This window comes from Trinickia sp. HAY1-2D, from assembly GCF_056754935.1.
In genome coordinates this window covers 1759156-1782248 of record NZ_JBPGWX010000002.1, presented here as the reverse complement: position 1 = coordinate 1782248, position 23093 = coordinate 1759156, and the positions used below count along the sequence as shown (strand labels likewise).

The 23093-nt window shown below is 63.2% G+C and carries 19 protein-coding genes and 1 tRNA gene; 9 read left to right on the top strand and 11 right to left on the bottom strand.

Annotation, left to right across the window (positions count from 1 at the left end):
- Nucleotides 1-19 precede the first annotated feature (19 nt).
- The 3 genes from ACR9ZC_RS15440 to ACR9ZC_RS15430 all read left to right on the top strand — a co-directional run bounded on the left by ACR9ZC_RS15440 (nucleotide 20) and on the right by ACR9ZC_RS15430 (nucleotide 3757).
- A complete protein-coding gene (locus ACR9ZC_RS15440; protein ID WP_481582680.1) occupies nucleotides 20-1234 on the top strand; it encodes a phosphotransferase in 1215 nt (404 codons plus the stop codon).
- A gap of 126 nt (nucleotides 1235-1360) precedes the next feature.
- Nucleotides 1361-2677 carry an aspartate aminotransferase family protein gene (locus tag ACR9ZC_RS15435; RefSeq protein WP_481582679.1) on the top strand — a complete coding sequence of 439 codons (1317 nt, stop codon included), beginning with the start codon at nucleotides 1361-1363 and terminating at the stop codon, nucleotides 2675-2677.
- Between the two features lie 138 nt (nucleotides 2678-2815).
- Complete coding sequence (locus ACR9ZC_RS15430) at nucleotides 2816-3757, top strand: LysR family transcriptional regulator (protein ID WP_481580973.1); 942 nt, start codon at nucleotides 2816-2818, stop codon at nucleotides 3755-3757.
- A gap of 36 nt (nucleotides 3758-3793) precedes the next feature.
- On the opposite strand, the gene ACR9ZC_RS15425 is transcribed toward ACR9ZC_RS15430, so the two are convergent.
- The 4 genes from ACR9ZC_RS15425 to gltX form a co-directional block, all read right to left on the bottom strand.
- Entirely contained in the window at nucleotides 3794-4585 is a 792-nt protein-coding gene (locus ACR9ZC_RS15425; RefSeq protein WP_481580972.1) for a substrate-binding domain-containing protein, read from the bottom strand.
- A gap of 16 nt (nucleotides 4586-4601) precedes the next feature.
- Nucleotides 4602-5903: a tricarballylate/proton symporter TcuC gene (gene tcuC / locus ACR9ZC_RS15420; protein WP_481580971.1), complete on the bottom strand. Its 1302-nt coding sequence runs from the start codon at nucleotides 5901-5903 to the stop codon at nucleotides 4602-4604.
- 365 nt (nucleotides 5904-6268) lie between these two features.
- A tRNA-Ala gene (locus ACR9ZC_RS15415) sits at nucleotides 6269-6344 on the bottom strand.
- A 113-nt stretch (nucleotides 6345-6457) separates the two neighbouring features.
- Complete coding sequence (gene gltX, locus ACR9ZC_RS15410; protein ID WP_481580970.1) at nucleotides 6458-7861, bottom strand: glutamate--tRNA ligase; 1404 nt, start codon at nucleotides 7859-7861, stop codon at nucleotides 6458-6460.
- A gap of 210 nt (nucleotides 7862-8071) precedes the next feature.
- Here gltX and ACR9ZC_RS15405 point away from each other — a divergent pair, with 210 nt between their 5' ends.
- On the top strand, nucleotides 8072-9043 hold the full coding sequence (locus ACR9ZC_RS15405; protein ID WP_481580969.1) for a patatin-like phospholipase family protein: 972 nt from the start codon (nucleotides 8072-8074) through the stop codon (nucleotides 9041-9043).
- A gap of 123 nt (nucleotides 9044-9166) precedes the next feature.
- Here the strand turns inward: ACR9ZC_RS15405 and ACR9ZC_RS15400 are convergent, their stop codons facing one another.
- The 5 genes from ACR9ZC_RS15400 to ACR9ZC_RS15380 form a co-directional block, all read right to left on the bottom strand.
- A complete protein-coding gene (locus tag ACR9ZC_RS15400) occupies nucleotides 9167-9853 on the bottom strand; it encodes a C40 family peptidase (protein ID WP_331566120.1) in 687 nt (228 codons plus the stop codon).
- A gap of 136 nt (nucleotides 9854-9989) precedes the next feature.
- Nucleotides 9990-11624 carry an ABC transporter ATP-binding protein gene (locus ACR9ZC_RS15395; RefSeq protein WP_481580968.1) on the bottom strand — a complete coding sequence of 545 codons (1635 nt, stop codon included), beginning with the start codon at nucleotides 11622-11624 and terminating at the stop codon, nucleotides 9990-9992.
- A complete protein-coding gene (locus tag ACR9ZC_RS15390) occupies nucleotides 11621-12652 on the bottom strand; it encodes an ABC transporter permease (RefSeq protein WP_481582678.1) in 1032 nt (343 codons plus the stop codon). Before ACR9ZC_RS15390 ends, ACR9ZC_RS15395 begins: the two co-directional genes overlap by 4 nt.
- Before the next feature lie 82 nt (nucleotides 12653-12734).
- Nucleotides 12735-13781, bottom strand: a complete 1047-nt coding sequence (locus ACR9ZC_RS15385) for a microcin C ABC transporter permease YejB (RefSeq protein WP_331566124.1) — start codon at nucleotides 13779-13781, stop codon at nucleotides 12735-12737.
- Nucleotides 13782-13832: 51 nt separating this feature from the next.
- Entirely contained in the window at nucleotides 13833-15722 is a 1890-nt protein-coding gene (locus tag ACR9ZC_RS15380; protein WP_481580967.1) for an extracellular solute-binding protein, read from the bottom strand.
- Between the two features lie 126 nt (nucleotides 15723-15848).
- Here ACR9ZC_RS15380 and fabI point away from each other — a divergent pair, with 126 nt between their 5' ends.
- Complete coding sequence (gene fabI / locus ACR9ZC_RS15375; RefSeq protein ID WP_481580966.1) at nucleotides 15849-16643, top strand: enoyl-ACP reductase FabI; 795 nt, start codon at nucleotides 15849-15851, stop codon at nucleotides 16641-16643.
- A 132-nt stretch (nucleotides 16644-16775) separates the two neighbouring features.
- Here fabI and ACR9ZC_RS15370 read toward each other — a convergent pair whose 3' ends face one another.
- Complete coding sequence (locus tag ACR9ZC_RS15370) at nucleotides 16776-17123, bottom strand: hypothetical protein (RefSeq protein ID WP_481580965.1); 348 nt, start codon at nucleotides 17121-17123, stop codon at nucleotides 16776-16778.
- Nucleotides 17124-17235: 112 nt separating this feature from the next.
- Nucleotides 17236-18171 (bottom strand): hypothetical protein, encoded by a 936-nt coding sequence (locus tag ACR9ZC_RS15365; RefSeq protein ID WP_481580964.1) that lies wholly within the window; start codon nucleotides 18169-18171, stop codon nucleotides 17236-17238.
- Between the two features lie 245 nt (nucleotides 18172-18416).
- On the opposite strand from ACR9ZC_RS15365, the gene ACR9ZC_RS15360 reads away from it, so the two are divergent.
- The 4 genes from ACR9ZC_RS15360 to ACR9ZC_RS15345 are packed head-to-tail and all read left to right on the top strand — an operon-like array spanning nucleotide 18417 to nucleotide 23081.
- Nucleotides 18417-19685 carry a c-type cytochrome gene (locus tag ACR9ZC_RS15360; RefSeq protein ID WP_481580963.1) on the top strand — a complete coding sequence of 423 codons (1269 nt, stop codon included), beginning with the start codon at nucleotides 18417-18419 and terminating at the stop codon, nucleotides 19683-19685.
- Entirely contained in the window at nucleotides 19682-20137 is a 456-nt protein-coding gene (locus ACR9ZC_RS15355) for a (2Fe-2S)-binding protein (RefSeq protein ID WP_481580962.1), read from the top strand. Before ACR9ZC_RS15360 ends, ACR9ZC_RS15355 begins: the two co-directional genes overlap by 4 nt.
- Nucleotides 20134-22395, top strand: a complete 2262-nt coding sequence (locus tag ACR9ZC_RS15350; RefSeq protein ID WP_481580961.1) for a xanthine dehydrogenase family protein molybdopterin-binding subunit — start codon at nucleotides 20134-20136, stop codon at nucleotides 22393-22395. The genes ACR9ZC_RS15355 and ACR9ZC_RS15350 overlap by 4 nt, the downstream gene beginning before the upstream one ends.
- 29 nt (nucleotides 22396-22424) lie before the next feature.
- The gene (locus tag ACR9ZC_RS15345; protein WP_481580960.1) at nucleotides 22425-23081 is read left to right on the top strand and encodes a hypothetical protein; all 657 of its coding nucleotides are present in this window, start codon (nucleotides 22425-22427) and stop codon (nucleotides 23079-23081) included.
- The last annotated feature ends 12 nt before the right edge of the window (nucleotides 23082-23093 follow it).

Here is a 23093-nt window from a genome sequence, read left to right as displayed (position 1 = left end):
ATTTTCGCCCTTGACCGCCATGTTCGACGGCGGTCAAGGAATCGCATCGCACGATTGCCTCGATGTCTACCCCAAGGCCGACCGCGCGTCGAAAACATCCCGCTTTACTGCCGCCCACTCTTCTCACGCCGCGTTGCTCATGCTCACGCCCAGTCCTTTCGCAAGCCGATGCGCCACGTCCGACCTGGCGCTCGAGACCCTGTTGGCCAGCGGCCTCTCGGTCAGCTTTCCACGCTTGAATACGTGCGATGCGATCGCGATCACGCGCCGCATATACGGCATCGATGGCACGGCTACGCGGTTTTCGACCGAGAAGGACGACACCTTCCGCATCGACGCCAGCGACGGCGCGCGATACGTACTGAAGGTCTCGAACCCAGGCGAAACGGCCGAAGAGCTCGACTTGCAGGTCGCCGCGATGCGCCACGTCGCTGCCGTCGCACCGGACTTGCCGGTGCCGCGCGTGCTGCCGAGCAAGGACGGACGATTCGTCGCACCTGTGGCGTCACCGCCTGAGCCGGATCGCACGGCGAGGCTCTACAGCTACCTCGAAGGCATGCCGCTGGACACCTTGCACGCGAGCGCGGTCGATCATTACGCGATCGGTGAGGTGCTCGCGCAACTGCAGCGGGCCATGGCCGGCTTTCGCCATCCGCACGAGCACCGGGTACTGGCCTGGGACGTAAAGCATTTGACGAATCTGACGGGCTTGCAAGCACATATCACCGACCCCGCGCATCGCACCCTCATCGAGGAGGCGTTCGCGCGCTTCACCGCGATCGAGCCGGCCCTGCGGCACTGTCCCGCTCAGGTCGTGCACAACAACTTCAACCGCTCGAACATCGTCGCCAACCCCGGCGCCCCGAACTTCGTCAGCGGGATCATCGACTTCGGCGACACCGTACACACCGCAGTAGCCATCGACGTCGCCACGGCGGTGATGAACCAGTTTCCGCTCGACTTCGACGCGAACGGCCCGCACGACCTCTTCGTTCAAGCACGCGAACTCCTGCGCGGCTATCTCGCGCATGCGCAACTGGGCACCGACGAATTGCGCCTGATCCCGCACCTCGCCATGGCGCGCGTCGCGGCGCGGGCCTTACTCACTTCATGGCGCGCAATACTGTTCCCGGACAACGAAGCCTACATCCTGCGTTTCACTCGGCCCGGCTGGGAGCATCTGCGCTGGTTCATGCAGCGCGACCATGAGACTGTTTCCCATGCCTTGCTCTAGTTCTTCCATCGTACTGCTCAACTCACCGATTCGGACCGCCCTATGAATGCCACTCCCACGTCGCAGCCGGCCACCCCGACCGACGCCGCCGATACGAGCAAACTCCACGACGCACTGCGCGGCGATATGCCGAACGGCTTCGATCCGTCGGCGATTGCCCACCTCGACCCCATCGCGCAAAGGCATATTGCGCGCCGCCTCCGGCTGCTCAGTCCGTCGTATCGATTGTTCTACGCCGAGCCCGTCAAAATCGTGCGCGGCGAGAAAGTCTATCTGTACGACGATCAAGGCAAAGACTATCTGGATGCCTACAACAACGTCGTCTGCGTCGGGCACGCCAATCCGCGCATCGTCGATGCCGTTACCCGGCAGCTCTCGACGCTCTGCACGCACACCCGCTACATGCAGGAGCCGATCCTCGACTATGCCGAGGCGCTGCTGGCGACGTTCAATACATCGATGCGCGAAGGCCAGGTGATGTTCACCTGCACAGGTTCGGAGGCCAACGACCTCGCCATGCGCATCGCGATGCACTACACCGGCAAAACAGGCGTGATCGTCACGAGCGAGGCGTATCACGGCAACTCGCACCTGACCTCGAGCTTCTCGCCTTCGCTCGGTCGCAAGGCCCTGCTAGGCCCTTACGTGCGAACGGTGCCGGCCCCCGACTCCTATCGCATGACGCCGTCCGAAATCGGTCAGCGCATGGCCGAGCAAGTCGCGCTGCAAATCGAGGACATCCGACGTCACGGCGGGGGCCTGGCCGCGTTCATCGCCGATTCGTTCTTTTCGTCGGATGGCGTATTCGCCCAGCCGACCGATGTGCTCGCGCCGGTGGCCGAGGTGGTCCGCCGCGCCGGCGGCCTGTTCATCGCGGACGAGGTGCAGTCGGGCTTTGGACGCAGCGGCACACATATGTGGGGGCATGAGCGCCACTCGGTCGTGCCTGACATCGTCACACTAGGCAAACCGATGGGCAACGGCTATCCGGTGGCGGGGCTCGTGGTGCGCCGCGAGGCCGTCGCGGGTTTCGGCCAGGACATGCGCTACTTCAATACTTTCGGCGGCAATTCGGTGGCGATCGCTGCCGCGCAGGCCACGCTCGACGTGTTGCGCGACGAACGCGTGCCGGAGAACGCGCAACGCGTCGGGGCCATCGTGCTCGAGGGGTTGAACGCATTGGCGCGGAAATACGAGTGCATCGGCGATGTACGCGGCGCGGGTCTGTATTTCGGCGTCGAGATAGTGCGTGATCGCGCGAAGAAAGACACCGACATCGCGACCGCGCTCAAGGTCGTCAACGGCTTGCGTCAGCGACGCGTGCTGATCTCCGCGACGGGGCCCGACGCGAGCGTGCTGAAGATCCGACCGCCGCTGGTCTTTGGCGCGCACGATGCCGACCGCCTGTTGACGGAGCTGGATAGGGTGCTCGCCGCACTGTGATCGCCTGCGAACGGCCGCGCGAACGTATCCGTTCATCGGCCGGCGGCCCTAGACAAGTCTGGCTGAGCGCGATCGTCCCAGGGGCGAAGGCGGCCCGCCTCATGCACAATGGCGTTTTCGACACAGTGAGCGCGTACGGTGGCCATCCACTTGGATCTCAACGATCTGCAGGCCTTCACCGCGGTGGTCAAGCTGGGCAGCTTCCGCAAGGCCGCCGAATCGATCAACATCTCGCAGCCGGCCCTGAGCCGACGCATCGACAAGCTCGAAGAAGCGCTTGGCGCCCGGCTGTTCGAGCGCACCACGCGCCGTGTGTATCTGACGACGGTTGGCCAAGCCTTCGCGCCGAGCGCCGAGCAGTTGCTGGACGATCTCGATGCGGCGCTGCTCAGCATCCGCGAAGTGTCTTCGAGCCGACTCGGGCATGTGACGATCGCGTGCGTGCCGTCGGCTGCGCACTATTTTCTGCCGGCTGTCATTGCGCAATATCGCAGCCGCTATCCACGTATCCGCGTCAAGCTCTTCGATGCAAGCTCGAACGAAGTGTTGAACGCGGTCAAGAATGGCGAAGCCGATTTCGGCGTCGGTTTCGTCGGCAGTCAGGACGCTGACGTCGAATTCAAGCTGCTCCTGCAAGATCGCTTTGTCGTGGCGTGCCGGCGCGATCATCCGCTCGCGGGCAAGAAGCGCGTTTCGTGGAGCGAGTTCTACGAACACGAGTATGTATCGGTCGACAAGACGTCCGGAAACCGCCTGCTGCTCGACCAGGCGCTCGCGGCCGTCGCACCGCGCGCACCGAGCGTCTGCGAGACGCGCCACGTAACGACGGCGCTTGGGCTCGTCGAAGCCGGGCTCGGCGTCGCTGCCGTGCCGTCGATGGCGATGCCGCAGTCAGAGCATCCGTTGCTGACGAGCGTACCGCTCGTCGACCCGGTCGTCACGCGGCGCGTCGGTCTCGTACACCGGCGCGGCCGCCAGATGACACCTGCGGCACAAGAGTTCTACCGCATGGTCGTCGACACGCAGCGCACGCGCGCCGCACGCGGCGCCACGAAACGAACCGCGCAACGGAAATCGTGAACCTCTCAGCACGGCCCTGCCCGGCTGAAGACCGGCTCAGTGTTCGCCGACCGGCTGTAGCCCTGTCGATTCGACCGCCGGCCGCGCGTCGGGCGACGCGAGATAGTCGAGAAGCTGCCTGGCTTCCCGAGGATGCGATGCGGCGGCCGGGATGCCCGCGGCAAAGCGCGTGACGGACTGCACCGATTCGGGAATCGTGCCGACGAAGGTGACGCCGTTCACAGGCAGCAACTCGCTGACCTGTTGAAAACCGACTTCGTAGTCACCGGTGGCGACCACCGATGCAACCGGAATCCGTGGGATCATCTTCGCCTTCGGCTTGACGTCGTCTTCGATGCCCAGTTTCTTGAAAAGCTCGCGTTCGATATATACGCCGCTTGCACTGTCTGAATAGGCAATCGACCTCGCCTGCAACAGGGTTTGCCGCAACGCGTCGAGCGAACCGATGTCCGGTTTCGGCGCACCTGCGCGTACCACCATGCCGATGCGCGAATCGGCGAGCTCCACGCGCGAGCCGGGGATGACCTTGCCCTGCTTGATCAGATCGTCGAGTGCATAGCCGACCATGATCACGACGTCGGCGGGCTCGCCGCGCGCAAGCCGATTCGGTATGGCGGCGGCGGACTTGCCCATCGACGGGCCCTGGACGGTTTCGAGCGTGTTTCCGGTTGCCGCGGCAAAGCGCGGGCCGAGCAACTGATAGGCCGCCGTGAAGCCGCCAGAGGTCATTACATGCAGTTCCGCGCTTTGCACGTTCGCCGCTGCAAACGTGCCGGCCAAAAACGCGGCAGTAACGAACTTCCGCAAAACGGATCGAAGGGTGCGCATGATCGGACGGCGCCTCTTATTGGGATTGGACTGCGCCGAACGCGGCCGGTAAGCGACGGTACGGCACGAACGTTGCACAGCATGCGCAGGCGGCGGCGACGCTCAGCCAGTACCCCGGTGCGGCCTTGTCGCCCGTCCAATGAATCAGCGCCGTGGAAACCGCGGGCGTGAACCCGCCGAATACGGCGGTTGCCAAACTGTATGCGAGCGAGAAACCGGCCACGCGGACCTCGGCTGGCATGATCTCCGTGAGCGCGACCACCATCGCCCCGTTATAGACGCCGTACATGAACGACAGCCACAGCAGCACACCGAGCATGCTCCCGAAGCTCGGCGCGTGCGCGAGCCAGGACAGCACCGGATACGCGGTCAGCACGGTGAGCATACTCATGCCGACCAGCAGCGGACGGCGGCCGAAGCGGTCCGACAGCACACCGCCGATGGGCAACCAGATAAAATTCGACACGCCGACACACAGCGTGACAAGCAGGCTGTCGGCCGTGCTCAGGTGCAGCACCGTTTTGCCGAAGGTGGGCGCATAGACGGTGATGAGATAGAAGCTCGTGGTCGTCATCGCGACCAGCATCATGCCGGCGAGCACGGTCGCCCAGTGGCGAGCCAACGTGAGGAACACCTCGCGCAGATGGGGCCGATGCTGCCGCTGCTGGAACGCTTGCGTTTCGGCGAGGTTACGGCGCAGCGCGAAGATGAAAGGCACGATCAGGCAGCCGACGAAGAACGGCACCCGCCATCCCCATGCGGCGATCATGCCTTTGCTGAGCCACTGGTTCAGCGTGAAGCCTAGCGTGGCCGCCACGACGATCGCGACCTGCTGACTTGCCGATTGCCAGCTGGTATAGAAGCCTTTACGACCCGGCGTCGCCATCTCGGCGAGGTAGACGGAGACACCGCCGAGCTCGGCACCGGCCGAGAAACCCTGAAGCAGACGGCCCAGCAGCACGAGAGCGGGCGCGGCGAGACCGATGCTGGCGTAACCGGGCACGAAGGCGATGAGAAGCGTGCCGAGCGCCATCAGCGAAAGCGTGACGATCAAGCCTTTGCGGCGGCCGACATCGTCGATATAGGCGCCGAGGACGATCGCCCCGATCGGCCGCATCAGAAAGCCGGCGCCGAACACCGCGAAGGTCATCATCAAGGAGGCGAACTCGCTCGACGACGGAAAGAAAACCGCGGCGATTTGCGTGGCATAGAAGCCGAACAGGAAAAAGTCGAACTGCTCGAGGAAGTTGCCGGCGGTCACGCGCAGTACGGTTGCGCTTGTGCTGCGTCGATTGGAAGCGACGGCTGCTTGTGGCATGGAGGTGTCTCCGGATGGTTCGGTTCTAGTCGATACGCCGCTCGCGGGTCATGTGTTCGAGCTGCAGGGCGATCGCGCATTGTTCTTCGGAACCGTCTCCGATGTGAAGTGCAACTTTTGGATCGATTGATGCGTGGCGTCGATCAATCGAGGGAGTCATCCTGTCTGTCGTCCCCATCCATCGGCGATGCTCGCGAGCGGAACGACCGCCATGGCAACAGCGGTCTTTGCAGTGGGCTTGGGGATAGGTGCCGCGCTGACGTTGCACGACGCGCTGGCGGGCTTCTCTACGGACCGTAGAAAAAGATAAAGCCCCGATTGCTCAGGGCTTTTCTGACTACTGCGGCTGTCTGCGGACCATGTTTTGGTGGAGGTAAGCGGGATCGAACCGCTGACCTCTTGCATGCCATGCAAGCGCTCTCCCAGCTGAGCTATACCCCCTTGCAGAACAGAAACGAGATTTTAGAGGTCAATTCCTGGTTTGTAAATACCCTTCGCGAACCGACGCGCAATTTTTTATCGCAGCGCTCGAGCACGCCAGCCAGACGTCACGCTCACACGTGCTTTTCGATCCGGCTCACCACGACGTCGCGATCGAACAGCGCCAACACCGCGTCGATCGACGGCGTATGCGTCGTCCCGACAACAACCAGCCGCAGCGGCATCGCGAGCTGCGGCATCTTGAGTTTGTGCGCGCCGAGCGTCGCCTTCAACGCGGCCGCGATACCCTCTTTCGTCCACTCCGCCGCACGCAGCGCAGCCGCCAGATCGGCAAGCGCCGGACGCACCGTATCGGTCAGATGCTGCGCGAGCGCCTCGGCCTCGGGCGCCGGCTCGCGATAAAACATGAGCGCGTTTTCGACGATCTCCTTGATCGTCGTTGCCCGATCCTTCATCAGCGCGATCACGCTCGCAAGCAACGGCCCTTTCGCCAGCGTCGCGTCATCGACGCCGAACTCCGCAAAAAACGGCAGCGCGAGTCCGGCAAGCCGGGCGTTGTCGGCTTCCTTGATGTAGTGGTTGTTGAGCCAGTTGAGCTTGTTGTGATCGTATTGCGCCGGCGACTTGCCAAGGTGTTCGAGATCGAACCACTCGACGAACTGCTCGCGCGAAAAGATCTCCGCGTCGCCATGCGACCAGCCCAGACGCGCGAGATAGTTGAGCACGGCCTCCGGCAGATAACCGGCATCGCGATAACCCATGACGCTCATCGCACCGTGGCGCTTGCTCATCTTCTCGCCGGCCTCGTTGAGCACGGTCGGCAAGTGCGCATAGACCGGCGGCTCCGCCCCCAACGCACGCAGAATGTTGATCTGACGCGGCGTGTTGTTCACGTGATCGTCGCCGCGAATCACATGCGTGATGCGCATGTCGAGATCGTCGACGACAACGCAGAAGTTGTAAGTCGGCGTCCCGTCGGGGCGCGCGATCACGAGGTCGTCGAGTTCCTCGTTCGAAATTTCGACCCGGCCCTTCACGGCATCGTCCCAGGCCACCATACCGGTGAGCGGATTCCGGAAACGGATGACGGGTGCCACACCGGCAGGCGGCGTCGGCAAAGTCTTGCCGGGTTCCGGCCGCCAGGTGCCGTCGTAGCGCGGCTTCTCGCCGGCCTCGCGCTGACGTTCGCGCAACGCATCGAGTTCTTCCGTCGACATGTAGCACGGATAAGCGAGACCCTGCTCGAGCATTTGCGTGACCACTTCGCGATAGCGGTCCATGCGCTGCATCTGATAGATCGGCCCTTCGTCGTAATCGAGGCCGAGCCACGCCATGCCTTCGAGAATGGCATTGACGGAAGCCGACGTCGAACGCTCGACATCGGTGTCTTCGATCCGCAGCACGAAGGTCCCCTTCACCTTGCGCGCAAAGGCCCATGGATAGAGCGCCGAGCGGATGTTGCCAAGGTGGATGAAACCGGTGGGGCTGGGAGCGAAACGGGTACGGACGTTGGACATGGGCGGATTTCGCGCGATGGATACACGCATTGCGAGCAAACGGAAAGAGACCGCGATTATACCCGGCGATACCGAAGCCCCGCAGCGGCGCGCTTCGCCGGGACGTGCCGCCACGAGCCGCGCTTTGCCTTATGATGTGCCCGCGCACGACATTGCGCACACCGCGCCTCACGTCGCGCACGGTGCGCATCATGGCCGCAGGAGATATCGTTGAAACCCGCTTCCCCCCGCTCTACTTTGCCGCAACCACCGCAATCGTCCGGCTTGTCACGGCGCAACTTCTCGCTGGCCTGCGCCTCCATGCTCGTCGGCGCTTGCGCATCGGCACCGCCGAAAACAAACGAGAACCCGCCCGTCGCATCGGCGCCCGAGCGGCCGCTTCGCATCGGTCTCGCGCTCGGCGGCGGCGCCGCGCGCGGCTTCGCCCATATCGGCGTCATCAAGGCGCTCGAAGCGCGCGGCGTGACGCCCGATCTGCTGTGCGGAACGAGCGCGGGCTCGGTCGTCGCCGCGCTCTATGCTTCGGGTATGAATGGCATCGCGATCAACAAGCTCGCGTTGACGATGGATCAGGCTTCGATCAGCGATTGGGCGATGCCGTTTCGTACGCGCGGCTTCTTGCAAGGCGTTGCATTGCAGAACTACGTCAACACGACGCTCGCCAACCGGCCGATCGAGAAAATGGCACGCCCGCTCGGCATCGTCGCCACCGATTTGCGCACGGGCCAGCCGATTCTCTTCCAGCGCGGCAACACAGGTGTGGCCGTACGCGCTTCATGCAGCGTTCCGTCGATTTTCGAACCGGTCAAGATCGGTGGCCACGAGTACGTGGATGGCGGACTCGTCAGCCCTGTGCCCGCCTCGTTCGCGCGGAGAATGGGGGCCGATTTCGTGATTGCCGTCGATATTTCCGCCAACCCGGAGAGTGCGCTTACGCAGAACTCGTTCGACGTCCTGCTTCAGACCTTCACGATCATGGGGCAGACGATCAAAACCTACGAACTCGAAAAATACGCGGATTTCGTGATTCGTCCGAATCTGGCCGCGATGAGCGGCAGCGATTTCGGACAGCGCAACGCGGCGATCCTCGCGGGCGAGGAAGCGGTCGCCAAGGTCTTTTCGCAACTGGAGCAAAGGCTCGCAGCGGGCCACGTCCGGGCCGTTTCCGTGCCCGCATCATAAAACGCGCGGCGCACAGGGCTCGAACCGAACGACAAAAACCGCTGCCGGCTTACACCTGCAGCGGTGTTTTGGACAATCGAAGAGCGCGCCCGCCTCAGCTGCGGCAGCGCGGGCCGATCGTACTCAGTTGCCGGCCGTCGCGTCCATCGTCGCGCTCACGCGCTGACGCAACTCGTCGGCCTTGACCGGGAAGCGCGATTCGATGCGGCGAGCACCGGTGAAGCGCTTTTCCCAGTAACGGTCGTCCAGATCGTCGACGCGGATCGTGCTGCCGGTGGACGGCGAATGCACGAACTTGTTGTCGCCAATATAGATGCCGACGTGGGAGAACGTGCGACGCATCGTATTGAAGAACACCAGATCGCCGGGCTTGAGGTCGCTGATGCGGACCTTTTCGCCGACACGGCTCATTTCTTCGGCCCGGCGCGGCAGCGCGAGACCGAGGGTATCCTGGAATACGTAGCGGACGAATCCGCTGCAATCGAGCCCGGAATCCGGGGAATCGCCGCCCCAGCGGTAACGTACGCCGATCATGTTCAGCGCGCCGACGACGACATCACCCGCCTTGCCCGCCATGCCGGAGAAAAAGGCTTTGGCGCGGCCGGCACGGGTCGTGGGCTCTGCTGCTTGGGAATCGGGGGACGAAACTGAGGAAAGCGAGGTCGATTCTGCGCGAATCGGGTAGGCGGTGCTTTGCGACAACGTGTTCGCTTCGTCCGCGAACGCACCGGCTGCTGCGCTCATCAAGACGCCAACGAACATTCCGGTGACGACGCGCGCGCAAGCCTGGGCAAAGTATCGGTGCTGCATCGGTCGGTAGAATTTGCTTAAGAATCAGGGATCTGCGAGGGGTTCTGCGGAAAGTTTGGACGATACTAGCCAGGATGTAACCAGTTGTCAAAACAAATTAAAAAAAACAATCGGGGTACCGTCATAATTGCCGCGATCATCCTTGCATGCTGGCCGCGAGGAGCTTTTGCGTATACGGATGCCGCGGTTTCGAGAATATCTTTTCGACGTCCGCCGTCTCGACGATCGCGCCGTCCTGCATGACCGCCACGCGATGGGCCATCGCACCGATGACGGCCAGATCGTGGCTGATAAAAATAAATGCAAGGTTGTATTTCTGTTGCAAGGCGCTCAGCAGCGCCAACACCTGCTGCTGAATGGATACGTCGAGCGCGCTCGTCGGCTCGTCGAGTACCAGAAGCCGCGGCTCCAGTACGAGGGCGCGAGCAATTGCGATCCGTTGCCGCTGACCGCCCGAGAACTCGTGCGGATAACGCGCGAGCACGGTCCGGTCCATCCCCACTTCCCGCAATATCGCCACGACCTTTTCGCGTCGCGCGGCGGCGCCGAGCTCCGGCCGATGGAGCGCGAGCCCTTCGCCCACGATGCGTTCGATCGTATGGCGCGGCGAAAGCGAACTGAATGGATCCTGAAAGACGACCTGCATATTGGAGCGCAGCGCCGTCTTTGCCCGCCCTCGGTAGCTTGCGAGCGGCTGGCCTTGAAATTCGATCGTCCCGAACGCGGTGCGTTGCAAGCCGAGCAACGCCATCGCAAGCGTCGATTTGCCCGAACCCGATTCGCCGACGATGCCGAGCGTCTCCCCCTGGCGCACCGCCACGCTCGCATTCGATACCGCCGCAAAGCTGCCCGAATGAAACCAGCCTCTCATGCCGGGCAAGGGGGTCCGGAATGCCACCGATACGTCGCGCGCTTCGAGCACCGCGGGCGAGATCGGCAGTACGGGTTGCACCGAACGACGCGGGCGGCTTTCGATGAGGCGGCGCGTGTAGGCGTGCTGAGGTGCTTCGAAGATCCGCTCGACGGGGCCGCATTCGACGAGCACGCCGTGCTCCATGACGGCAACCCGCTCGGCGAACCGCCGCACGAGGTTCAGATCGTGCGTGATCAACAGCACGGCCATCCCGCGCTTGGCCGCTTCCTCGCGCTGCAACTCGAGCAGCAGATCGACGATCTGCGCGCGAATCGTGACGTCGAGCGCTGTCGTCGGTTCGTCCGCGAGCAGCAGGCGCGGACGGCACGCGAGTGCCATGGCGATCATCGCGCGCTGCCGCTGCCCGCCCGATAATTGGTGCGGATAACTGAGAACGCGCTTGTTCGGCTCGGCAATGCCGGTGCGCGCAAGCAATGCCACGGCGCGTCGCCGCGCTTCGGCGGGCGCCACGCCGTCATGCGCGACGATCGTCTCGGCAATCTGCTCGCCGATCGTGTAAAGCGGATTGAGCGCCGTCATCGGCTCCTGAAAGATCATCGCGATATCGGAGCCGCGCAGCGCGCGCATGTCGCGTTCGCTCTTTGCGTTGAGATCGGCCCCGGCGAACCGGATGGCGCCGCTCACTTGCGCATCGCGCAGCAGTCGCAGGATGGCAAGCGCCGTGATGGTCTTGCCCGAGCCCGATTCGCCTACGAGCGCGACGCGCTCGCCGCGGCCGATCGCAAGCGTGATGTCGTTCACAGCGACGGTCTCGCCGAAAGCGATGCTGAGTCCTTCGATCGACAACAGCGGCGCCCCGTTCGCATCCATGGCTTGGTTGCTATGCGCCGCGCTCATTGGTTGCCTCCCGCTCGCATGGCATCGGCGAGCCGCGTGTCGAGCGCGTTGCGCAGCGCATCGCCCATGAACGTCAACAGCAGCAGCGTGGCGACGAGCACGCCGAATGTCGATAACGAGATCCACCAGGCGTCGAGATTCGCTTTGCCCTCCGCCAGCAACTCGCCAAGGCTGGGCGTCGGCGGGGGCACCCCCAGGCCGAGAAAGTCGAGGCTCGTCAGCGCGAGAATCGAGCCGCTCATCCGGAACGGCAAAAACGTGATGACGGGCGTCAGGCTGTTCGGGAGTATGTGACGCCAGATGATCTGCCGGTTGCTCAGGCCCATGGCGCGCGCCGCGCGCACGTAGTCCTGCGTACGGTTACGCAGAAACTCGGCGCGCACGTAATCCGACAGCCCGATCCAGCCGAAAAGCGAAAGCAGCACGATGAGCAGCACGAAGCTCGGCTCGAAGATCGACGCGAAGATGATCAGCAAATAGAGCTCGGGCAGCGCGCTCCATATCTCGATGAGCCGTTGGCCGAGGATATCGGTTCGGCCTCCGAAATATCCCTGGACCGCGCCGGCCAGGATGCCGAGCACACTGCCGATCAGCGTCAGTATCAACCCGAACTCGACCGAAATGCGAAACCCGTAAAGCAGTCGCGCGAACACGTCGCGCCCTTGCTGATCCGTACCGAGCCAGTTCTCGCGCGACGGCGGTGCGGGATTCGGCTCCTTCGAAAAATAATTGAGCGTGTCGTAGTAGTAATGGTTCGGCGGATAGATCGCGAAATTGCCGGGCAGATCGAAGCGGCGGCGCACGTACGGGTCGAGATAATCTGCGGGCGTCGGAAAGTCGCCGCCGAACGTCGTCTCGGCATAGGTCTTCGCGAGCGGAAAATAGAATTGGCCCTGATAGCGCACGACGAGCGGTTTGTCGTTCGACCACAGCGGCCCGGCCAGGCTCGCGACGAACGCGATACAAAATACGATCAAGCTCCAGTAGCCGAGCCGTTGCGCTTTGAAGCGCCGCCAAAGGCGCCGCATCGGCGTGGGCGAAACGAAGGCTTCGGCGATCTCGCTGCGCGGCTGCGCGTCTTGCGCGATGTGAGGACGGACTCGGCCCACGTCAACGCTCCAGTTGTTCGAATTGAATACGCGGATCGACCCAGACGTAGCAGAGGTCGGAGATCAGCTTGGTTGCAAGCCCGATCAGCGTGAAGACGTAAAGCGTACCGAGCACGACGGGATAATCGCGCCGCACGACAGACTCGTACGACAGCAGACCCAGTCCGTCGAGCGAAAAAAGCGTTTCGATCAGCAAGCTGCCCGTGAAAAACGCACCGATGAATGCGGCGGGAAAGCCGACGACGAGCGGCAGCATCGCATTGCGGAACACGTGTTTCCAGAGCACGCGTTTCTCGCTGAGGCCTTTCGCCCGTGCGGTCAACACGTATTGTTTCTTGATTTCGTCGAGAAACGCATTCTTGGTCAGCATCGTGACGACGGCGAAGCTGCCGACCACCGATGCCGTGACGGGCAGCGCGATGTGCCAAAGATAATCCGCGATCTTCGCGCCGAACGAGAGCTGGGCGAAATCGTCAGAGACCAATCCCCGCAGAGGGAAGAACTGCCAGAACGAGCCGCCTCCGAACAGCACGAGCAGCAGCACGCCGAGCACGAACCCCGGGATCGCATATCCGACCAGCACGATCAGGCTCGACACGACATCGAACGGCGAACCGTTGCGGACGGCCTTCGCGATGCCGAGCGGCACGGAAATCAGATAGGTCAGAAAAAATGTCCAGAGACCGATGCTGATCGATACGGGCAGCTTCGAAATGACGAGCGACCAGACACTACGGTGATGGAAGTAACTCTGCCCGAGATCGAAGCGCGCAAACCGCGAGAGCATCAGCCAGTAGCGCGTCAAAGGCGGCTTGTCGAAACCGTATAGCGCCTTCAGCTGCGCGATCTGCTGCGCGTCGACGCCGTTGTGCGCGCGCAAGCCGAACGGCGGCGGCTGCCCCTCCTGGGCCGCTCCCTTGCGCAATTCATAGGCCGCCTGCTCGACGGGCCCGCCCGGCACGAATTGAATCACGGCGAACGTGACGGTGAGCACCCCGACGAGCGTCGGAATCATCAACAGCAACCGCTTGAGAATATAGGCCCACATAATCGGTTATCCGTCAGCATGTATGCACATCAACGCGTTTTAGCGGCGCATTCAGCGCGCGCTATCGGCACTCGATTTGGCGCCTGCCTGCTTGTCGGGCTCGCGCCACCACGTCGATACGATCCAGTCCTCGGCGGAATAGTACAGCGGCAGCGTCCGCGGATAATGCAGGTCGCGCCGGTAGGCGATCCGATGCGTGGTGCTGAACCATTGGGGAATGATGTAATAACCGTGCATGAGCACCCGGTCCAGCGCATGCGCCGCATTCACGAGTTCGTCCTTGGTCTGCGCATGCACGAGCGCATTGAGAATCGCATCGACGGCGGGCGATTTGAGTCCGCCCATATTGTCCGAGCCCTGCTCGTCGGCCGAACGGCTGCCGAAGCGCGAGACCTGTTCGACGCCGGGAATCTGCGTGCCCGGATAACGCACGATCGTGACATCGAAATCGAAGGCGTCATAGCGTTTTTGGATCAGCGCGAAATCGACTGTTCGATAGATGGCGCGAATGCCGAGCTTCGCGAGGTTGCGGATATAGGCGGCAATGACGGGCTCCATCGACGCCCCCTGCCCCGAATCCTCGAGGATCTCGAAGACGAACGGCTCGCCCTTGGCATTGCGCAAGGCGCCGTCGCGATAAGTCCAGCCCGCTTGCGCGAGCAATTCGCGCGCCTTGCGCAAGTTGCCGCGCAACGAGTTCGGCGGGTCCGTGCTGGGCTGCACCGGCATCGGCGCGAACACAGCGGGATCGAGTTGTGCGCGCAACGGTTCCAGCAGCTCGAGTTCGCCGGGGCCAGGCACTCCCCTCGCCTGCAGCTCGCTATCGGCGAAGTAGCTGTCGAGCCGCGTGTACGCGCCGAAGAAAAGGCGCTCGTTGAGCCATTCGAAGTCGAATGCAAGGTCGAGCGCCTTGCGTACGCGCAAGTCCTGGAACAAGGGCCGACGCAGGTTCAACACGAAACCCTGCATCCCCGCGCCGTTGTGCTGCCGGAATTCGCGCTTGATGAGTTCGCCGTCGTCGAAGCGTTTGCCGACATCGCGCCGCGCCCAGTTGCGCGCGATGTATTCGACGAGCGCGTCGTATTCGCCGGCCTTGAAGGCTTCGAGCCTCGCCACGCTGTCGGCGTAGAGCTTATAGATGATGCGCTCGAAGTTGTTCGTTCCGACCCGGACCGGCAACGCCGCACCCCAATACGACGGATCGCGCCGATAGGTAATCGTATGGCCGCCATCGTACTGCTCGATAAGATACGGTCCGCTGCCGATCGGTTTGTCGAACGCGAGTTGATCGAACGGTATGTGCGTGCCGTCGGCGCGCAGGCCCCACTTGTGCGAAAACACGGGCACGCCGCCTGCGATCAGCGGCAATTCGCGGTTCGCCTGTTTGAATTCGAAGCGAACGGTCGACCGATCGACGACGATCGCGCGCGCGATGTCGGCGTAGAAGGCGGCGAACTGCGGAGCGGCTTGCCGGCTCTTGAGCGTATCGAACGAATACTTGACGTCATCGGCGGTCACCGGATCGCCATTCGAAAAGTGCGCTCGCGCATCGATGTGAAATGTCACCGAGCGGCGGTCGGGCGCGATGCGGATATCGTCGGCCAGCAAGCCATATGCCGAAGCCGGCTCATCGAGGCTGCCCGTGGTCAGGCTCTCGAACAGCATGCCGATGCCGGGAGCCGCGTTGCCGCGCATCGTGAAGGGATTGAACTTGTCGAAGCTCGTGAGACGGCTGGGATTGGCAAGCTCGAGCGTGCCGCCTTTGGGTGCATCGGGGTTGACGTAGTCGAAGTGCGTAAAGCCCTGGGGATACTTGGGCGTACCGAATTGGGCGATGGCATAGGCTGCCTCGACCGGGGCGGACACACCGAGCGCGCATGCGAACCCGAACAAGACCAACAGCCAACGCAGCGCGGCGGTCCGTCGCAAACCTGTCGTCATAAGCACCTATGGTCGAGCGGGGATGGCGATATGAGAGAATTGCGCAAATTGTACTGAAAAACCATTCGCCGGCCGCCCGATCGCTTACGCGCCGCCGTGCAAGGCACACCTGATATAGGAGAATTCATGGGCTTTCTCGCTGGAAAACGCATTTTGCTGACCGGTCTGCTGTCGAACCGCTCGATCGCCTACGGCATCGCGCAAGCCTGCAAGCGCGAAGGCGCCGAGCTCGCTTTCACCTACGTCGGCGAGCGCTTCAAGGATCGCATTACCGAGTTCGCCACCGAATTCGGCAGCGAACTCGTGTTCCCTTGCGATGTGGCCGACGATGCGCAAATCGAAGCGCTCTTCTCATCGCTGAAGCAACACTGGCCGAGTATCGACGGTCTCGTGCATTCGATCGGCTTCGCCCCGCGCGAGGCAATCGCCGGCGATTTTCTCGATGGTATGACGCGCGAAAACTTCCGCATCGCGCATGACATTTCGGCTTACAGCTTCCCCGCGCTCGCAAAGGCCGCGTTGCCGATGCTGTCGCAGGATGCCTCGCTGCTGACGCTGTCCTATCTCGGCGCCGAAAAGGTGATTCCGAACTACAACACGATGGGTGTCGCCAAAGCCGCGCTCGAAGCATCGGTGCGCTATATGGCCGGTTCGCTCGGCGCGCGCGGCGTGCGCGTGAATGCCATTTCCGCCGGCCCGATCAAGACGCTCGCGGCAAGCGGGATCAAAGGCTTCGGCAAGATCCTCGAGTTCGTCGCGGAAAACGCACCGCTCAAGCGCAATGTGACGATCGAGCAGGTCGGCAATACCGCGGCCTTTCTGCTGTCCGATCTCGCAAGCGGCGTCACGGCCGAGATCATGCATGTCGATAGCGGTTTTCATGCCGTCGTGGGCGGAATGGCATCTTTGCCGGCCGAATAAGTTCGCCGGCCGAGAGCCTTTCGGCCCCCAGCATTGCCACAATGAAAAACCGCCCACCGGAGAGTCACGGTGGGCGGTTTTTTCATATGGGTGCGGTGCGGGGACCGCCTTTCAGCCGATCAACAGGCGCGATCAGTCATGGCCACGACCGTGACCGTGACCTCGACCAGGGCCATGCCAGTGGTCGTCATCCCAACCGCGGCCGCGGCCATGATGGCGATACCAGTCGTCGCGATCCCAATAGCGGCGCCCGTCCCAGTAACGATCGCCATGCCATCCCATCACGATCGCCGGCGCCGGCGCATATACGACAGGCGGTGGCGGGGGCGGCGCATAAACCGGCGCGGGGGCGACATAAACGGGCGCCGGCACCCCGATGTTCACCCCCACGCTTACATCCGCGGCTATTGCGGCGCTCGACGCGCCTGCAACCAGCGCAACCGCAACACATGAAACAATGCTTGTTCTTTTGATAGTCATGACATAACCCCTGTCCGTCATACGGTAATTCGATGAGGGGGACTATACCGCAGGGCTTGCCGCCGCATATTTCATACTTGTAACTGTTGCTGCACGATATGTGCCGCCCGAATCAAGGCGCCGGTGCGACCCCGCTCGATGCCGGCTTCGTGGTAGCGATGCCGTTGCTCGCGTACGCCCAGCTCAGCGCTGTGGCGGCTCCCAATACAGCCGCTTCAAGGGAAAACTGTCCCATGCTCAGAAGCGCGGCGCCGAAAGGCAGCGGAGCGTATATGGCGTAGAACAACGCCATCAGCAGTTGCTTTTTCAGCGCGAGCGTCAACAATGTGAATTGCGCAATTCGCCCCGCGCCGTTCTTGCATAAAAACGGCGAGGCCAAGGCGCAACACATCAGACAAGCGAACGCCGGCTCGACGAACGTCAGATAAGCCGGTGCCAAGACGTTGATCCCGTAGGGAAGCTGGCACCATCCACCGCCAGATACCATTTCGCCGAACACTCCGAACACCGCGCCCTTCCCCCACGACACCAACGGGAACGCGACCAGGCCCATCAGGACCGACACAGCGAGCGCGGCGCAATGAAACATGCGCCGCGGCTTGGCGAAGCGCTCCACGAGCGCCGCAGCCACTGCGGTCGCCGCATAGAAGACCATCGCGGGTACCGCCATGATTGCGAAAAACAGCCAGCCTCGCGCGCTCGTGCAATAGCCGTTCATGAACCAGCCTCGCAGCGTCTCGTTGAGCCCGCACAAAAGCAGAAAAATAATGCCGGCATGAACGGACCGTGAACGATGCGGCCAGGTCCGCCTCATGTGCGCGAACAACCAGATGGCTACCCACACTGCAATGGCGTTATTGACGATATCGGGCAGCGGACTCGAGATCTGTGCCGATGGATACGGCACATCGAACGCCTGAAGCATGACGGCATGAACGCTGAGCGACAGGACCGCGGTCAGGCAAAACGCCACGAGCAGGCGCCCGCGATGGACATGGAAATGCGAATGAGTCCGGATCGAGGGGCTGAGGTCGGAACTGCAAGTCATGAGCGAAACTCCTGCACGGAAGCGGAACGGTGCGGCGTATTGCGGCACGCGTGGGCTCGCCACTATGCGCATGCGGGAGCGTCGTCGCCATACGATTTTTCTCAATCGAACCGATCGCGACGGGCGCGTACGCCGATTCGAGCGCAGCAGCCGCCTATGACAATGCGGCGCTTGGCGAAGCCATCGATGCAGGCCCGCGGTAAGAGGTCTAGACTGAGCGAGCGGTCTATCGGCAAGGAGAGACGATGCGCGAAAAGGCCCTCGCAGCGGCGGCAATTGCGTGCGCGACGGCGGTCGCTCCTCCCGTGGGCTTCGCCGAAGTCGGCTCGTCCGATTCGCCGCTAGCCGCACCATTGCCCGCCAACGCTGTTGTGGCGGGCGCACGGCTCGCCGCCCTCGGCAATTGCGCGGTCTGCCATACCGCGGCGGGCGGCGCCCCATTTGCGGGCGGCCGCCCCTTCCATACGCAATTCGGCACCCTTTATTCGACCAACATCACCCCCGACCCCGAAACGGGCCTCGGCCGGTGGTCGTTTGGCGATTTCTCGCGCGCCATGAAAAGCGGTGTCTCCCGAGATGGACATCGTCTTTATCCGGCGTTTCCCTATCCGCATTTTCAGGGCATGACCGACGTCGATCTCGAATCCGTCTATCGCTTCCTGATGACGCGCGAGGCTGTCAGGGCCACCCCGCCGCCAAACCATCTGGTGTTTCCGCTCCGGCTTCGTCCACTGATGGCAGGGTGGAACCTCCTGTTTCTTCGCCGTCCGGCCGAGCCGAAGCGCATTCCCGACCGCCCCGACGAACGACGCGGCAAATATCTCGTCGATACTCTCGGACATTGCGCCGCCTGCCATACGCCTTTGAACGCCCTCGGTGCGGAAAAAGCGGGCCATGCGTTCCAAGGCGCTGTCGTCGAAGGCTGGGAAGCGCCGGCATTGACGGCATTGCTGCACAGACCGAAACCGTGGAGCGTCGATCAATTGAGCGCTTACCTGCGTACAGGGCTCGCGAGCGAGCACGGTATGGCGGCCGGCCCGATGCGCGATGTGACGCATGCCCTGGCCTTCGCGGATCCGGCCGATGTGCGGGCGATGGCCTCGTATCTGATGACGTTACAAATAGCCAGTGCACCCACACGAACGGTGGCGACCGTCGCCGAACAAGCCGATTCCGCTCAGCTGCAGCGCGGCAGTACCCTCTATGCAGCGGCGTGCGCATCGTGTCACGATAATGCCGCCCCCATGTCCGCGTATGGCGGCCGCCCATCGCTTTCGCTCGGCACGGCGGTCAATGCGCAAAGTCCACGCAATGCGGTCCGCTTCGTGTTGCACGGCATCCGCGACCAGGACAGCGCGGCAGCCCTTTACATGCCGGCTTATTCCGCGACATTGACGAATGCGCAAATCGCCGACGTAACGGCATTTCTGCGGGCACGCTTCAGTACGGGCGCCCCATGGCGCATCGACGAAAGCTACGTCGCCAAGCTTCGCAAGGAGAAGAGCGAGCCATGATCGATCTGACGGTGAACGGCGAGCGTCACACGCTCGACATCGACCCCGCGATGCCGCTGCTCTATGCGCTGCGCAATTCGCTCGAGCTGAACGGAGCGAAGTTCGGTTGCGGTCTCGGACAATGCGGCGCGTGCACCGTCATCGTGGGAGACGAGCCGGTGTTCTCATGCTTGCTGCCTGTCGCGGCAGTAAGCGAACGCAATGTGCGGACCGTCGAGGGTCTCGGCGATGCAAAGCATCCAAGCCGGCTGCAGCAAGCCTTCATCGATCGGCAAGCCGCTCAATGCGGGTATTGCATCGCCGGCATGATCATGCGGGCGCAGGCCTTGCTCGATCGCATCCCCTCGCCCACCGAGGCACAGATTCGCGCGCATATGGCGCCGAACCTATGCCGTTGCGGCACGCATATGCGCATTCTCGCGGCGATCCGCGACGCGGGACACAGGCCATGAGCGGCCGCGTCGTCATTGAAAGTCCGTCGCGCCGACGGTTTCTCGCGGCGGGCAGCATCACCGTCGGCTTCACGCTGCTGCCCGCCGCCAGCATATGGGCGCAGACCACGACCGAAGCCGGGACTTTCAATGCGTCCGAACCGGATTTGCCTGGCAGTCTCAAGACGACCCCCGTGCTCGACGCCTGGATCAAAGTCGACGCCGACAGCCGTATCACGGTATTCACCGGCAAAGCCGAACTCGGCACCGGCATCCGAACGGCGTTCTTGCAGATCGCCGCCGAAGAGCTCGGCGTGTCCCCCGAGCGCCTCACGCTCGTGACGGCCGACACTTCGCTCACGCCCAACGAGGGATACACGGCCGGCAGTCATTCGACGGCCGACAGCGGTACCGCCATCGCCCATGCCGCGGCCCAAGTACGGCAACTGCTCATTCAAGCGGCCGCGACCAGGCTGGATGCGGACGCCGCCTCGCTCGTCGTCGAACAAGGCGAAATCGTAGCGGCTGACGGGCGGCGGTTGTCGTTCGGCGAAGCCGTGAGCGGCACCGATCTGCATCGCCATGCGATGCCCGGACAGCCCACGAAGGATCCGGGATCGTTCGGGATCGTGGGGCGGCCCTATCCGCGCGTCGACATCCCCGGCAAGGTCACAGGCGGCGCGAGCTACGTGCAGGACATGCGGCTGCCAGCGATGGTCCACGCCCGTGTGGTCCGGCCACCGTCATATGGCGCGACCCTTGCCTCGGTCGATCTTGCGCGCATCCGGTCGCTGCCCGGCGTGGTCGCCGTCATTCGTGACCGCAGCTATCTGGCTGTCGCCGCCGAAGACGAATGGCAAGCCATCGTTGCGATGCGTGAGCTGTCGGCCAGCGCCACGTGGACCGCCGGGCCGCCGTTGCCCGATCCAGCGACGCTCTACGACACGCTGCGAAAGCTGCCCGCTCAGGAAATTTCCGTCGCGAACCGGAAATCGACTTCAACGATCGCCGCAAAGACCCTGCACGCACGGTTTACGAAGCCCTATCTGACGCACGGCTCCATGGGGCCTTCGTGTGCGCTGGCGCAATTCGATGGAACGCAGATGACCGTCTGGACCCATACACAAGGCGTCTTCCCGCTGCGAAAGGGCATCGCCGAAATGCTTTCGATGAAACCGGAGCACGTTCGCTGCGTCCATGTGGAAGGGGCCGGTTGTTATGGGCACAACGGTGCCGACGATGTCGCAGCCGATGCCGCACTGATTGCACACGCGTTGCGGGGGCGCCCCGTACGCGTCCAATGGATGCGGGAACAGGAACACATGTGGGAGCCGTTCGGGCCTGCGATGATCACCGACGTCGCAGCATCGCTCGACGATACGGGACATATCGTCGACTGGCGATTCGAGATCTGGAGTAACACGCACAATAACCGCATCGAAAACGCCGGACGTCTGATGCCAACCTGGTTTCTAGCCAAACCGTTCACACCGGCTCCGCCGAAACCCATCCCGATGCCGGAAGGCGGCGGCGACCGCAACAGCATTCCGCTCTATCGCATCCCGAACGTCTACGTGCAGCATCATTTTCTGCCCGAGATGCCGATCCGTGTCTCGGCGATGCGCTCGCTCGGCGCCTATCACAACCTGTTTTCCATCGAGAGCTTCATCGACGAACTGGCAGCCGCTGCCGGCGCAGATCCAGTCGAGTTCCGGCTTCGCCATCTCGACGATCCGCGCGCGCAAGACGTCATTCGTCGGGCCGCCCAACGGTTCGGTTGGGAACGCCAGCCCGCCTCGACGCGCTGGCGGGGCCGAGGCTTCTCGTTCGCCCAGTACAAAAACCTCATGGCGTATTGTGCGATTGCCGCCGAGGTGAGCGTCGAGCCCGACACCGGGCGTGTCACGATCGAACGGATCGTGAGCGCCGTCGATTGCGGGCAGATCGTGAATCCCGACGGCGTGCGTAACCAGATCGAAGGCGGCATCGTGCAATCGGCAAGCTGGACCCTGTTCGAGGAGACGACGTTCGATCGACACACGATCACGAGCTTCGATTGGAGCACCTATCCCATCCTGCGGTTCGAGTCCGCTCCGCGCGCGGTCGATGTCGAATTGATCGACCGCCCGGGGCAACCGTTCCTCGGCGTGGGCGAGGCCGCGCAAGGGCCGATGGCAGCAGCCCTCGCCAATGCGATCGCTCATGCAACGGGAGTCCGGTTCAGAGCGCTGCCGATGTCCCCGGCGCGGCTGCGCGCCGCGCTCGAAGCGCGCGTATGAGCGGCCGCTTGCAGCGATGCGGTCGGCTCATGCGGCCGATGCTGCACTGCAATTTGTATCGAATGCTCTCGCCGCTGGCGCACCGCCCGAAACCGCATCGCGGCCGCGGCTCGGCGGGCGCACGCCGATCGCGGCCTCCCGCCTGTTTGCTTCCGGATACAAACGGTAACGACATTGCATTGATTTGGGGACGGGAAATCGCACAATGCGAGCGCAGGCACTCGATCAGGGGGATTCAAATGAAAACTAAACGTTGGGCGCTTTTCGCCGTCACCAGTATTGCTTTGGCCGTATCGTCCGTCTCGTTCGCTGCCGGTGGTGGTGCGGGCGGTGGCGGTGGCGGTGGCGGTGGCGGCGGCGGCGGTGGTTCGGGTGGTGGCGGCGGCGCTGGTGGCGGACATGGTGCCGGAATGGGCAGCGCGATGGGCAGCGCGGCCGGCAATGTCGGCGGCTTGTCGGCCAGCCATATGAGCGCGGAAGGAATCAAGAATTCCAACAGCCCGATTTCGGGCGATCGCGACAAGGGCCTCGCTCGTGCCGCCGATCGTTCCGATACCCAGGCGGATCGGGTCGGGGATACCGCTCGATCGACCGCGACCTCGCCGCATCATGGCAAGGCCACCAGGACGGCAGTCCATCATCACTCCATCGTCCGCAAGCCGACGGTGCCCCTCGAAGGATCCTGACGCACGCACGTC

Bases quoted from the DNA above. Each gene is read 5' to 3' on its own strand.
- ACR9ZC_RS15440 (WP_481582680.1), top strand. From the start codon at position 20: ATGTTCGACGGCGGTCAAGGAATCGCATCGCACGATTGCCTCGATGTC.
- ACR9ZC_RS15435 (WP_481582679.1), top strand. From the start codon at position 1,361: ATGCCGAACGGCTTCGATCCGTCGGCGATTGCCCACCTCGACCCCATC.
- ACR9ZC_RS15425 (WP_481580972.1), bottom strand. From the start codon at position 4,585: ATGCGCACCCTTCGATCCGTTTTGCGGAAGTTCGTTACTGCCGCGTTT.
- tcuC (WP_481580971.1), bottom strand. From the start codon at position 5,903: ATGCCACAAGCAGCCGTCGCTTCCAATCGACGCAGCACAAGCGCAACC.
- gltX (WP_481580970.1), bottom strand. From the start codon at position 7,861: ATGTCCAACGTCCGTACCCGTTTCGCTCCCAGCCCCACCGGTTTCATC.
- ACR9ZC_RS15400 (WP_331566120.1), bottom strand. From the start codon at position 9,853: ATGCAGCACCGATACTTTGCCCAGGCTTGCGCGCGCGTCGTCACCGGA.
- ACR9ZC_RS15395 (WP_481580968.1), bottom strand. From the start codon at position 11,624: ATGAGCGCGGCGCATAGCAACCAAGCCATGGATGCGAACGGGGCGCCG.
- ACR9ZC_RS15390 (WP_481582678.1), bottom strand. From the start codon at position 12,652: ATGCGGCGCCTTTGGCGGCGCTTCAAAGCGCAACGGCTCGGCTACTGG.
- ACR9ZC_RS15385 (WP_331566124.1), bottom strand. From the start codon at position 13,781: ATGTGGGCCTATATTCTCAAGCGGTTGCTGTTGATGATTCCGACGCTC.
- ACR9ZC_RS15380 (WP_481580967.1), bottom strand. From the start codon at position 15,722: ATGACGACAGGTTTGCGACGGACCGCCGCGCTGCGTTGGCTGTTGGTC.
- fabI (WP_481580966.1), top strand. From the start codon at position 15,849: ATGGGCTTTCTCGCTGGAAAACGCATTTTGCTGACCGGTCTGCTGTCG.
- ACR9ZC_RS15370 (WP_481580965.1), bottom strand. From the start codon at position 17,123: ATGACTATCAAAAGAACAAGCATTGTTTCATGTGTTGCGGTTGCGCTG.
- ACR9ZC_RS15365 (WP_481580964.1), bottom strand. From the start codon at position 18,171: ATGACTTGCAGTTCCGACCTCAGCCCCTCGATCCGGACTCATTCGCAT.
- ACR9ZC_RS15360 (WP_481580963.1), top strand. From the start codon at position 18,417: ATGCGCGAAAAGGCCCTCGCAGCGGCGGCAATTGCGTGCGCGACGGCG.
- ACR9ZC_RS15355 (WP_481580962.1), top strand. From the start codon at position 19,682: ATGATCGATCTGACGGTGAACGGCGAGCGTCACACGCTCGACATCGAC.
- ACR9ZC_RS15350 (WP_481580961.1), top strand. From the start codon at position 20,134: ATGAGCGGCCGCGTCGTCATTGAAAGTCCGTCGCGCCGACGGTTTCTC.
- ACR9ZC_RS15345 (WP_481580960.1), top strand. From the start codon at position 22,425: ATGCGGCCGATGCTGCACTGCAATTTGTATCGAATGCTCTCGCCGCTG.